This window comes from Empedobacter sp. UBA3475 (assembly GCF_002378465.1).
GTDB lineage: Bacteria > Bacteroidota > Bacteroidia > Flavobacteriales > Weeksellaceae > Empedobacter > Empedobacter falsenii_B.
The window spans coordinates 5,674-18,096 of the sequence record NZ_DFRA01000046.1 but is presented as its reverse complement, the minus strand read 5'-3'; the positions used below and the strand labels follow the sequence as shown (position 1 = coordinate 18,096).

The following is a 12,423-nucleotide window of genomic DNA, read 5'->3' as shown; positions in this document are numbered from 1 at the left end:
ATGGCTTCAACTTTCAAAGTTCAAAACATCTTTCTATTTGCCTTTCTCAGTACATTATTCTTGGCTTTAGGATTTGTTTTGTTCTCTTTTTTATGGTTTGGAAATATTGATTTTATTCTCCAAGAAAAACTATTTTTCATTAGTTTAATGCTTCTTTTATTGATTGGATTATCAATATTTTATTGGTTTTCTTTAAAAAATCAACGAAGAAAAGATTTTACTGAAATCTCGAAAAATATTCCACAATTTCAATCCAGCACAATGGATTTTGAAGAACTTTCTCAAAAAATTTCTACAATTACAGAAGATCAATCCAAAGAAATTGATGTTTTGAATGAGAGAGAAAATTACAGAAGAGATTTTCTTGGAAATATTTCGCATGAATTAAAAACGCCCCTTTTTTCGGTACAAGGTTATTTGTTAACGCTGATAGAAGGTGGAGTTGAAGATGAATCTATTCGCGATAAATACTTAAACCGAATCAATAAATCGGTTGATCGATTGATTTATTTAGTCAAAGATTTGGACATGATTGCAGAACTTGAACGTGGACGAATCAATATCGAATTTTCAGTTTTCAACTTGACGGCACTTGTACAAGATGTGATTGATTTATTAGAAATTAAAGCTGAAAAAAATAACATCAAAATTTCTCTAAATTACCCTATTCATCAACCGATAAAAGTTGTAGGTGATATTCAGAAAATTCAACAGGTTTTAATCAATTTGATTGTAAATGCCATCAATTATTCTAATCCAAATACAGAAATTAACATCGATTTTGAAGAATATGATGATAAAATTCAAATCTCAATAAAAGATCAAGGAGTTGGGATAAAACAGGAAGACATTGACCGAATTTTTGAGCGTTTTTACCGAATTGATAAATCTCGAAATCGTAATAATGGCGGGTCTGGATTAGGTTTGGCAATTGTAAAACATATTTTAGAAGCCCATAAACAGAAAATTTATGTGACAAGTAAAATAGGAAAAGGTTCTACTTTTTCGTTCTATTTACAGAAGGCTTAATATTGTTCTTGCTTCTTAGTAAATTTCAAGGTAATGTTGTGTTTAAAAACTTTCAACGTGTCGTTTTTAGTCTCTTTCCACAAAAAATAAGGAGGTTTCAAATTCAATACATTTCCTTTTACAGCCAATGAATCCTCAAAAAGTTCTGCATAAAGAACAGTATCTTTTTTTAAGAATGCTTTGTCTTTATAATCAATCAAATAATAATCACTTCTGACATAAATAGGATCTTTGACACGAAGTGTTGAATCCTTTTTATCAAAATTCCATTTGATATTAATAGGATTAAAACCATCTTCGTACCCCACAAAAATACGTGTCGTATTTACAATATGACGAACAGAAAAAATAAGGACAGTAAAAAAAAATAAGGATACCAATATAATATCAATTCTTTTTTCATGGATTAGGTTTAGTTGTTGATTGTTAATGTACAAATATCGCCATTCTATTCTAAAAGATACATAAAAAATGTAAATTTGCATAAATTTAATTTTAATATAACTTCCAATAATGCAATATAATCCGAATGAAATCGAACCAAAATGGCAAAAATTTTGGATTGAAGACAAGACGTTCAAAGCTGAAAATCAATCAGAAAAACCTAAATTTTACGTATTAGACATGTTTCCTTACCCTTCTGGAGCAGGATTACACGTAGGTCATCCACTTGGATACATTGCGTCTGATATTTATTCTCGATACAAAAAATTAAAGGGTTTCAACGTTTTACACCCAATGGGTTACGATTCTTTTGGTTTGCCTGCGGAACAATATGCGATTCAAACTGGTCAACATCCTGCGATTACAACAACAACGAATATCGAAGGTGGTGTTGATAAACAAGGAAATGTGATTGCTGGTTACGAGAACCAAATGAAAAAAATTGGTTTGGGATACGATTGGGATCGTGAAATCAGAACTTCAGAACCTGAATATTATAAATGGACACAATGGATTTTCAATCAATTATTTGATTCATATTATGATAATTCAACCGATAAAGCTGAATCCATTTCAAAATTAGTTGAAACATTCAAAACTGAGGGTAATGCAAGTGTAAATGCTGTGGCAGATGATGATATCGAAATCTTTACCGCAGATCAATGGAATGCCTATTCTGAAAAAGAACAACAAACAATTTTATTAAAATATCGTTTAACTTTCTTAGCAGAAGCAGAAGTAAACTGGTGTCCAGATTTAGGAACTGTTTTAGCGAATGACGAAGTAATTAACGGATTATCTGAACGTGGAGGATTCCCTGTTGTGCGCAAAAAAATGACACAATGGATGATGCGTATCACGGCTTACGCTGATCGTTTGTTAACTGGTTTAGATAAATTAGATTGGCCAGATCCGATCAAAGAATCTCAAAAAAATTGGATTGGTAAATCTCAAGGTGCATCAATCTTTTTTGATGTTGTAGGAAACGATGAAAAAATTGAAGTTTTCACTACTCGTCCTGATACTGTTTTTGGTGTTTCTTATGTAACATTAGCGCCAGAGCATCCTTTAGTTTCTCAAATTACAACAGCAGAAAACAAAGCAAAAGTTGATGCTTATGTCGATTATACTTCAAAACGTTCTGAACGTGATCGTTTAGCGGATGCTAAAAATATTACAGGAGAATTTACCGGGGCTTACGCCATTCATCCATTTACAGGAAAACAAATTCCGATTTGGATTGGTGATTACGTATTGGCTTCTTATGGAACTGGAGCTGTAATGGCTGTTCCTGCTGGTGATGAACGTGATTTTGCTTTTGCAAATCATTTCAATTTACCAATTATTAATATTTTCAAAAATCAAGATATTTCTGAAGCTGCTTTTACAGAAAAAGGTGGATTCGAATTACAAGATTCTGATTTCTTAAACGGATTAGATTATAAACAAGCGGTTGCAAAAGCGATTGAAGCTTTAGAAGAAAAAAGTTTTGGACAAGGAAAAACAAACTTCCGTTTACGCGAAGCTGTTTTCTCTCGTCAAAGATATTGGGGAGAACCGGTTCCTGTTTACTTCAAGGACGGGATGCCTTACACAATTCCTACAGAAGCTTTACCAATTATTTTACCTGAAGTGGACGAATATTTACCAACATCTGAAGGTGAGCCACCATTAGGGCGTGCAACAAAATGGGCTTTTGATACAACAACTAATCAAGTTGTAGATAATACTTTAATCAATAACGAAACTATTTTCCCAATAGAACTAAATACAATGCCAGGTTGGGCAGGTTCTTCTTGGTATTGGTTACGTTATATGGATGCAAAAAACGACAACGATTTTGTATCTAAAGAGGCTGTTGATTATTGGCAAAATGTAGATTTATACATGGGTGGATCTGAGCATGCTACTGGTCACTTATTATATTCTCGTTTTTGGCAAAAATTCTTATTCGATAAAGGTTTAGTTCCAACGGATGAGTATGCAAAAAAACTTATCAACCAAGGAATGATTTTGGGAATGACCGCTTATGCATATAGAATTAATGGAACAAATACTTTTGTTTCTAAATCTTTGAAAGATCAACATGAAACAACACCAATCCGTATTGATGTTAAGTTGTTAAAAGATGGAGGCGACGAATTAGATACAGAAAAATTCAAAACTTGGAGAGAAGATTTTGCTAATGCAGAATTTATCTTAGAAGATGGGAAATACATCACAGGACGTGAGGTTGAAAAGATGTCAAAATCTTACTACAATGTCTTAAATCCTGATGATATTTGTAATCAATATGGAGCAGATTCTTTACGTTTATACGAAATGTTTTTAGGTCCTGTTGAACAGTCTAAACCATGGAATACACAAGGTTTATCTGGAGTTTATTCATTCTTGAAAAAATTCTGGAGATTATATCATTCAGGAACAGAAGAAACATTTTTTGTTTCGGAAGATGAACCAACAAAAGAAGAAATGAAAGTGTTGCATCAAACCATCAAAAAAGTGGACGAAGATGTAAACAATTTCTCTTTTAATACATCGGTTTCTACTTTTATGATTGCTGCAAACGAATTAGGAAAATTAAAAACAACTAAACGTGCAATTTTAGAGCCTTTGGCTATTATTATTTCTCCTTATGCACCGCATATTGCAGAAGAATTGTGGTCAAAATTAGGACATGAAACGTCAATTGCACATGCAGATTTCCCTGTTTTCGAAGAAAAATGGTTGATTGCAGATGCTAAAGAATATCCAGTTTCATTCAATGGTAAAATGAAATTTTTGTTAGAATTACCTTTGTCGTTATCGAAAGAAGAAATTCAAGAAATTGTAATGAACGACGAACGTACAATCAAACAATTGGGTGATCGTACTCCGAAAAACATTATTATTGTTCCTGGAAAAATCATTAATATCGTTGGATAAAAAAAGATTTTAGATACTAGATTTTAGTATTGAGAATATAGATAAAATCCTCGCAATTGCGAGGATTTTATATTTTATACTATCTTTAATCAAAACTATAACTCAATGAAATATTTACCAAACTCGAAACAGAACGGTTAATCATCAGACCTATTACGATTGATGATTTACAAGATTTTTTTGAAATGGATTCACAACCAGAAGTTCATGAATTTCTAAAAGCAGAACCTATTCAAACCATTGAAGAAACAAAAGAAATTATTGAAGATATCCAAAAACAATATGAAGAACTTGGACATGGTCGTCTTGCTGTTGTTGAAAAAGAAACAGGTAAAATGATTGGTTGGACTGGTTTTAAATATATTATAGAAAGCGAATCGATGAATAATAAATTCGATTTTATTGATATCGGATATCGTTACAGAAAAGAAACTTGGGGAAAAGGTTATGCAACTGAAGCTGCCGAAGCTTGCATGGACTTTTACAGAAAAAATATGTCACATATTAAACTAAACGCAATAACGCATGTTGATAATAAAGCTTCTCGAAATGTGTTAGAAAAAATGGGATTTGAAGTCACTGAAACTTTTCATCTTGACATGTGGGATTTGGATTGCTTTTGGTATGAATTGAAGAAATAATTAACTTCAAAATAATCTTGGTTCACGCAACCTTTTAAGCAATTGATTCTCTTTCTTTTAAATACTATTTATATGAAAAAGAATTTTTTACTTTTTTTGTTCGTTATTGGTTTTGGACAATTCATTTCAGCACAAGAAAAATCAAGCGATGAGCGCAAAAATGTCATCACTTTTAGCGTTCTTTCAGCAGCATTATCACCTCCAAGATGGACGTTTGGATACATTTATAAACTCAACGAACGTTATTGGATTGGCTCTGAAATCGGCTACGGAAGTTATCATAGCATTCCTCTTAGTCACAAACCAAAATATAAAATCAACGAAGATTATCAACTTTTTGAGATTCGACCAGAATTTTTTATCAATCTAAGCGAAAACAAACGAGTAAAACATCTTATTTCTTCTGAATTTTTCTATATTCATCACACTGATCATCTTGAAAATGGAGAATTTTATCGAAAAGATGATCAAAATTTTTCTTATTTATATTCTTATGATACTGCCGATTACAAGCGAGAAAAATATGGAATAAATCTTAATTATAATGTTTTTATACAGTTGCACAAAGGTCTTATACTAATGCCAAAAGTTGGTTTAGGTGTAAAAAATAGAAATGTAAAATATTCGAATATTACAAATTTAGAAAGTGTTGATACTCGAATTTTTGATTATTTTATGAGCGGTTTAGAAAATCATTATAAAAAAGAAGGTTCTTCTACAGATTTCAATTTAAATCTTAACTTTAAAATCGGTTATCAATTTTAAACAAAACATGAAAAAAATAATTTTAACGACAATTTGTTTGGCTGTCTCACAAGTTAATTTTGCACAAAAAATTTCAACGAATGATTATGAAGTTAAAACAACTTTAGCTGACTTTAATCTAAAAGGAAAGGTTGAAAAAGTGACTTCAAACGCAACAAATGCAAAAGGAAACACCACAACTTTACCTTTTTTAGAAAATGAATTTTACAATCAAATTTCGTTAGAATTTAATTCAAAAGGTTTGTTAACAAAACGAACAAATTATTTGGATTATCAAGGAAAATTAGCTGTTTATAACTATGTTAATTACGACTACAATAACTCAAATTTAATTGATAAACAAACGAATACAGTTATTAACAATGGTGAAGATCCAAAACGAGTTGCTTCGGACAAAAACTTCGTTTATGACAATAAAAATCAGTTGATAAACTTGACAGAAAAAATCGAAGGGAAATCGTCAAAATCTAATTATGAAACGATTTTTAATTATTCGAATAAATTAAATAAAATCACGACAAAAGTGGAAGGTTCTACAATTAGTGAAAATAATTTGACGTATAACAAAAATGGTTTATTGGTTTTGGATGAAATGACTTCTTTTGATGGAAAAAAAGGACGAAAATCGTATTATATTTATGATAAAGAAACGCCTATTTTTCAGGAAGAAATTGCTGGAAATTCGAGCAAAATAATGTTTTTTGAGAATGGAAATATTTCTAAATTACAATCATTTGATGCCAATAAAACGTTAGCCTATCAAGCTGATTTCGATTCGAAAAATGAAATTGTCAACTTTAAAAAACAATCCTTCCGAAATGGACAAATAGTTTTAACTTCTTATCAAGTTTCGTATGAATATGATTCGAAAAATAATTGGATAAAAGCTTCTATTTCAACTAATGGAGAATTGAAATATGTTGTAAAACGAACGATAAATTATTATTAAAACACAAAAGGTTGAGCGTTACTCAACCTTTCTTCACAAATAAATAACAGTACACTACTTAAGTCATAAAAGTAGGATGTTAAGCTTAAATCGCTTTTGGCGTATATATTTTTCTTAATTCTTTTGTCGCCGCAACCATTTCAATCAAAGCTTTTTCGGTTTCTTCCCAATGACGCGTTTTTAGTCCACAATCAGGATTCACCCATAATTGATCTGCCGAAATAACTTTTGTCGCTTTCTCTATCAAATCAACCATTTCCTCTTTCGACGGAACGCGAGGCGAGTGAATATCATAAACTCCAGGGCCGATATCATTTGGATAATTAAAATCTGAAAAAGCATTTAATAATTCCATTTGGCTACGTGAACATTCAATTGTAATAACATCCGCATCTAAATCAGCAATATTTTGAATAATATCATTGAATTCTGAATAACACATATGCGTATGAATTTGAGTAGAATCATCAACATTACTTGAAGCTAATTTGAACGAATCAACCGCCCATTTCAAATAATTTTGCCATTCATCTTTTCTCAATGGTAAACCTTCTCGAATTGCAGGTTCATCAATCTGAATAATTTTAATTCCAGCTTTTTCTAAATCCGAAACTTCATCGCGAATCGCCAATGCAATTTGTTTACACGTCGTAGATCTTGGTTGATCATCGCGAACAAAAGACCATTGCAAAATCGTAACCGGTCCTGTCAACATTCCTTTTACTTTTTGTTCTGTGATAGATTGTGCATATTTCGACCAATAAACCGTCATTGGAACAGGGCGATAAACATCACCAAAAATAATCGGCGGTTTTACACAACGCGTTCCATAACTCTGAACCCAACCATTTTTAGAGAAAACAAATCCGGCTAATTTTTCACCAAAATATTCCACCATATCGTTTCGCTCATATTCACCATGTACCAAAACATCAATGCCAATTTCTTCTTGCCATTCTATTGTACGCTTGGTTTCTTGTTTCAATAAAGTATCATATTCTTCGGCAGATAATTCCCCTTTTTTATACTTCGCACGCCAACTTCTCACCTCTTGTGTTTGTGGAAAAGATCCGATTGTTGTCGTTGGGAAAGGCGGAAGATTCAATACATTTTGTTGCACAATTTTTCGTTGTCCAAAACTATTTGTACGATTATAATCTTCATCTTTTATTGCATTTACTCGTTCTTTAACTTGAGTTTGATGAATTAATTGAGAATTTTTTCTATTATTAATAGAGAATTGATTCGCTTCATATTGTTGAATCAATTTTTCGTCATTCGGGTTTGAAAAATAATTTTTTAAGAAAGCAACTTCTTCTAATTTTTGCTTCGCAAATGCAAACCAATCTTTGATTGTTGTCGGAAGATTTTTTTCGTTTGTTTCTAAATCTAAATCACAAGGCGAATGTAATAATGAACAAGATGTTGAAATAATAACACGTTTTTCTCCAATTTTGTTCACAACTTTTTCTATGGTTGAAAGCGATTTTTGAAAATCATTTTTCCAAATATTTCGACCATCAACTAAACCTAAAGAAAGTTTTAATTGAGAAGGAATTAGATTCAATATTTCATCGATTTGATTTTCGTCACGAACCAAATCAAGATGCAAAATATCAATTGGTAAATTGATTGCTAAAGCTGTATTATCTTTCAATCCATCAAAATAAGTTGCGACCTGAATTGTAAGTTGAGGAAATTCTTTTCTTATTTTTTTGTAAACTTCTTGATAAGCTGTTTTCGATTTTTCGTCTAAATCTAAAGCTAAAAAAGGTTCGTCGAACTGAATTGTATTTGCTCCATGATTGATTAAATCATGAATAATTTCAAAGTAAACTGGCAATAAATTCTGAATTAAATCAATTCGATCAAATCCCTCTTCTTTTTCTTTTCCTAATAATAAATACGTAATCGGTCCAATTAAAACAGTTTTTGGATTAAAACCTTCTTTTTTTGCAGCGATAAATTCGTTTACAATTGAGTTTGAGAAATATTTAAATTCTTGATTTTTTACAAATTCCGGAACGATATAATGATAGTTGGTATCAAACCATTTTGTCATTTCCATCGCTGTAATATCTAAATTATCTTTTTGATAACCTCTTGCCATCGCAAAATACAAGTCTAATTCTGTGTTCTTTTTATTTAACGCAACCGTATTGAAACGCGCTGGAATTGCACCAACTGATAACGTAGAATCTAAAACTTGATCATAAAAAGAAAAGTCATTACACGGAATTAAATCAATTCCGGCAGCTTGTTGCAATGCCCAATTTTGTTTGGTAATTGTACGGCTTGTTTGCAATAAAGCTTGTAGTTCAATTTTACCTGCCCAATAGTTTTCGCAGGCTTTTTTTAGTTCACGGTTAGCGCCAATTCTTGGATAACCTAAAATTTGTGTTTGCATTTTGATTGTTTTTTAATGTTCAAAAACACAAACGCGAGTTGATAAATAGTAAACCTATTGTGACAGACTGACTTCAAATCGCGAAAGTATCATCTTTTGTTTCTATTGGTAATCTGACTTGTAATTTGCATTACTTACAGTTGCGCGACAGCTCGTGATTCTCACACGATTCCCCAATAATTTGTTGTTTATTTCTTTACAAATGTAACAAGACAAAATAAACGATTGTAAAACTTGAAAAAATAAGATTATACAACTTATTATTAATATTTTTACAAAACAAAACACTTAAACAACGATAAAATATCGTGTTGAAAAGAATATTATTTGGATGGAAACATTAGATCAAACCGATTTAGAATTATTAAGAATTCTACAAAAAGATTCGAAATTGACAGTAAAAGCAATTGCTGCTTTAGTTAATTTATCTCCTTCACCCGTTTTTGAACGTATAAAAAGGTTGGAACAACAAGGTTATATCAAAAATTATAGAGCGGTTTTGGATGCAGAAAAGCTGAACAAAGGCTTTATGGTTTTTTGCAGCATTAAGCTAAAACAACATGATCGCACGATTGGGAATAAACTTGTGGAAGATATTTTGTTGATTGATGAAGTGGTGGAATGTTATAATATTTCGGGCGAATATGATTTTATCTTAAAAGTACAAGTTTTGGATATGAAGCAATATCAAGATTTTGTTTTCAATAAATTGGGCGCTTTAGAAAGCATCGGGAGTACGCACAGCTCTTTTGTGATGGCTGAAATAAAAAATACGTACGGAATCAATATTTAAAAAAAAAAACAAAAGGTTGAGCAATGCTCAACCTTTTTTCCACAAATAAATAACACACTACTTTTTGATTACCTTGAAAGTAGAATTGTTAACTTTTATGATGTAAACACCTTTTGGTAAAGAGGAAACATCTAATTGATTTTTCCCTTTTTGAAGTGTTTTCTCTGTCATTTTAGTTCCTGTAATAGCGAAAATTTCGGCTTTTGAAGCTTCATTTGTTTCAATAAACAATACATTATTAACAGGATTTGGATAAACATTTACAACAGATTTAGCTAAATCATTTGTACCTAAAACGGCTGATGAAATTGTGATGTTTTGTGAAACAACTTTTCCATTCGAATTGAAAGAAAGTTTAATTTTAGCTGTTCCATTTTTTAGTGGATTAATCACTAATTCTTCCTTATCATTAATCGAAATTTCAGCTACATCATCATTTTCAATGATTTCTAAATCTTTTACAATCGCTGCTGATAAATTATCAACATCCGAAACTTTATCTTTCAAATCAATTGTTGTTGCTGTGTTAATTTGATAAGTTGTCTCTAAATCATTGATAATTGGTGCCGCATTATCTGGAAAAACAGGCATTGAAGGAAACCAATAATACTCACTTAATTTCACCGACTCTTTAAGAGTTCCATTATCAAAAAATCTATGCACAAAATTAATTTGAGAATTAGTTCCCCAACCTGAACCAATAGTAGTTAATACTAGTTCGTTTGTCAACGGATCAATTCTTAAACCTGCTCCATAATATGTTTCCTTTGGTGTTGTATCTTGACCAGGAATCTATATAAAACTTTCTTCAAATTTATTATTTGTTACATCGTATTTCACAACATTGATTCCTGATAAAAAATAAATAGTATTATCTTGTGTTGAAGAACAAAAAGTACCAGCATTCCAAGCAAAAGGAGCTGGAACTGTTTTCGTAGGAATAGCAATTTCTGAAGTTTCTAAAGTAGTAGGATTTATTTTGACTAATTTTTTAGATAAAGCCCCCCACACATTTCCATCTTTAGATTGAACTACAGAAATAAAACTTCCAGCAATCGTTTGTTTTATTTGATGTGTTTTTGGGTCGATAACTAAAATTCCTCCAGTACTTGAAACAGCAAAAACAAATTTAGATGTACGAATCATATTTCCTACTTGACCAACTTTAGAAGTTCCATCGATTATCGAACCAAGTTTCATATTTTCGATATCAAACAAATAAAGTCCACTTGAAGTTCCTACATATCCTGTTTTAGCATCAACCCCTACAAAACTTCTTCCATCACCACCAATTGTTTCGAAGCTGGCTTTTTTCTGTAATGTATTCGAGTCAGCTACAACTAAACGATTTTCTTGTTTCGAAACAATGAAAAAATTATCACCGTATATCGTTCCATATTGAGAAGTTACACCTAATTTTTCTCCAGGATTAACTGTTTTATAAACATTATAATCAACCGAATCATTTGCATTGATAAAATTAATTGCCCCATTTGCTTTACCAAACCAGTCTTCATTCACAATAAAAACGCCGTTTGTATATTCTTTTGTTTGTGCAAAACTTGTTTGAATTGCAGCTATTGTAAAAATCGAAAGTAAAAATTTCTTCATGTATTGTTTTTTTAGAAATCCGAAACCATCATCCAAAAATGACAGCCTCGGATAAAAATATTTAGAATGTTAGATTATTGTATTTTTTCTACTTTTAATTTATCCATTGTAAAGTATAATGCTGTGTTTGCTCCCCAATTTCCTACATCTGTAGTTTCTAAAAAGAACATTAAATATTTAACTTCTCCTAAAGCAGAAAGATCCACATCTTGCCAATTTGTTGAAATATTATTTATTCCATTTCTAAAATCAACAAAATAATGAGTTACAGGTTTTTCTGTAGTCAATTGTTTATTTGCTGAAACACCATAAATATGAATCGCGAAATAATCTCCTTTTACAAACTTTCTTGCATATGCATCACCATTCAAAATCCCATAATATGGCCACGGACTAATAGCTAACTTTACATTTTTTGCTTTGTATTTATTAGCTGTATCAGTAATTTCTACTACACTCGAAAATCTGTCAATCTTAACTTCTTCTCCATATTTCAAAACTTTCTCAGATGGTTTGTGATCAGCGAAAGAGACTAAAAATGGTGTTCCTTGTCCATCTGCACCACCTTTTGCCATTGTACCCCATTGATTATCTAACCAACCGCCTTCTTTATCTATTTGATCAGAATTGTCATTACTATTAGAAACCGTGAATCCCATCCATGTTAAATACTCTGGCCAAGCTGTATGTTTAAACTTGAAAATACCTGAAGTTAATTCAGCGTCTTCTGTATAAGTACCTTCCCAAATTTTTCCTCCGGCTGTAGCAGTTCCTTTTGTTAAATCAAACTTTGATAAATCTAAAGTTTCATATTTTTGTTGATCTACTAATTCAGTATTGTCGTCATCATTATTACAAG

General features: G+C 31.3%; 10 protein-coding genes, 1 pseudogene and 1 riboswitch. Of the genes and pseudogenes, 6 read left to right on the top strand and 5 right to left on the bottom strand.

The features are described 5' to 3' along the window. A complete protein-coding gene (locus B3I31_RS10410) occupies window positions 1–1,029 on the top strand; it encodes a sensor histidine kinase (protein ID WP_291046750.1) in 1,029 nt (342 codons plus the stop codon). On the opposite strand, the gene B3I31_RS10405 is transcribed toward B3I31_RS10410, so the two are convergent. Beyond that, entirely contained in the window at window positions 1,026–1,514 is a 489-nt protein-coding gene (locus B3I31_RS10405) for a hypothetical protein (RefSeq protein WP_291059180.1), read from the bottom strand. The two genes, B3I31_RS10410 and B3I31_RS10405, sit on opposite strands and share 4 nt — an antisense overlap. Window positions 1,515–1,542: 28 nt before the next feature. Between B3I31_RS10405 and leuS the strand changes: the two genes are divergently transcribed. From leuS to B3I31_RS10385, 4 genes are all read left to right on the top strand, one after another. Beyond that, window positions 1,543–4,398, top strand: coding sequence for a leucine--tRNA ligase (leuS, locus tag B3I31_RS10400; protein ID WP_291046754.1), 2,856 nt, complete (start codon window positions 1,543–1,545; stop codon window positions 4,396–4,398). A gap of 110 nt (window positions 4,399–4,508) precedes the next feature. Beyond that, window positions 4,509–5,039, top strand: a complete 531-nt coding sequence (locus B3I31_RS10395) for a GNAT family N-acetyltransferase (protein ID WP_313096819.1) — start codon at window positions 4,509–4,511, stop codon at window positions 5,037–5,039. 72 nt (window positions 5,040–5,111) lie between these two features. Continuing rightward, complete coding sequence (locus B3I31_RS10390) at window positions 5,112–5,804, top strand: hypothetical protein (protein ID WP_286495041.1); 693 nt, start codon at window positions 5,112–5,114, stop codon at window positions 5,802–5,804. Window positions 5,805–5,811: 7 nt separating this feature from the next. Next, window positions 5,812–6,753, top strand: a complete 942-nt coding sequence (locus B3I31_RS10385; protein ID WP_291059178.1) for a hypothetical protein — start codon at window positions 5,812–5,814, stop codon at window positions 6,751–6,753. A gap of 85 nt (window positions 6,754–6,838) precedes the next feature. Here the strand turns inward: B3I31_RS10385 and metE are convergent, their stop codons facing one another. Beyond that, window positions 6,839–9,160, bottom strand: a complete 2,322-nt coding sequence (gene metE, locus B3I31_RS10380; protein ID WP_125348863.1) for a 5-methyltetrahydropteroyltriglutamate--homocysteine S-methyltransferase — start codon at window positions 9,158–9,160, stop codon at window positions 6,839–6,841. Between the two features lie 86 nt (window positions 9,161–9,246). Beyond that, window positions 9,247–9,382: riboswitch (cobalamin riboswitch) on the bottom strand. Between the two features lie 109 nt (window positions 9,383–9,491). On the opposite strand from metE, the gene B3I31_RS10375 reads away from it, so the two are divergent. Continuing rightward, window positions 9,492–9,953 (top strand): Lrp/AsnC family transcriptional regulator, encoded by a 462-nt coding sequence (locus B3I31_RS10375; RefSeq protein WP_038336827.1) that lies wholly within the window; start codon window positions 9,492–9,494, stop codon window positions 9,951–9,953. A 57-nt stretch (window positions 9,954–10,010) separates the two neighbouring features. Here B3I31_RS10375 and B3I31_RS10370 read toward each other — a convergent pair whose 3' ends face one another. The 3 genes and pseudogenes from B3I31_RS10370 to B3I31_RS10360 form a co-directional block, all read right to left on the bottom strand. Next, entirely contained in the window at window positions 10,011–10,544 is a 534-nt protein-coding gene (locus B3I31_RS10370) for a T9SS type A sorting domain-containing protein (RefSeq protein WP_349676193.1), read from the bottom strand. Then, window positions 10,542–11,564: pseudogene (locus B3I31_RS10365) on the bottom strand (DUF5074 domain-containing protein); the annotation flags it as partial. The pseudogene B3I31_RS10365 and the gene B3I31_RS10370, both read right to left, overlap by 3 nt. A 74-nt stretch (window positions 11,565–11,638) precedes the next feature. After that, a partial coding sequence (locus tag B3I31_RS10360; RefSeq protein WP_291072367.1) for a DUF4465 domain-containing protein occupies window positions 11,639–12,423 on the bottom strand: 785 nt, incomplete at its 5' end.

Excerpts from the sequence above, each read along its gene's own strand:
- B3I31_RS10410 (WP_291046750.1), top strand. The coding sequence starts at position 1 with ATGGCTTCAACTTTCAAAGTTCAAAACATCTTTCTATTTGCCTTTCTC.
- B3I31_RS10405 (WP_291059180.1), bottom strand. The coding sequence starts at position 1,514 with ATGCAAATTTACATTTTTTATGTATCTTTTAGAATAGAATGGCGATAT.
- leuS (WP_291046754.1), top strand. The coding sequence starts at position 1,543 with ATGCAATATAATCCGAATGAAATCGAACCAAAATGGCAAAAATTTTGG.
- B3I31_RS10390 (WP_286495041.1), top strand. The coding sequence starts at position 5,112 with ATGAAAAAGAATTTTTTACTTTTTTTGTTCGTTATTGGTTTTGGACAA.
- B3I31_RS10385 (WP_291059178.1), top strand. The coding sequence starts at position 5,812 with ATGAAAAAAATAATTTTAACGACAATTTGTTTGGCTGTCTCACAAGTT.
- metE (WP_125348863.1), bottom strand. The coding sequence starts at position 9,160 with ATGCAAACACAAATTTTAGGTTATCCAAGAATTGGCGCTAACCGTGAA.
- B3I31_RS10375 (WP_038336827.1), top strand. The coding sequence starts at position 9,492 with ATGGAAACATTAGATCAAACCGATTTAGAATTATTAAGAATTCTACAA.
- B3I31_RS10370 (WP_349676193.1), bottom strand. The coding sequence starts at position 10,544 with ATGCCTGTTTTTCCAGATAATGCGGCACCAATTATCAATGATTTAGAG.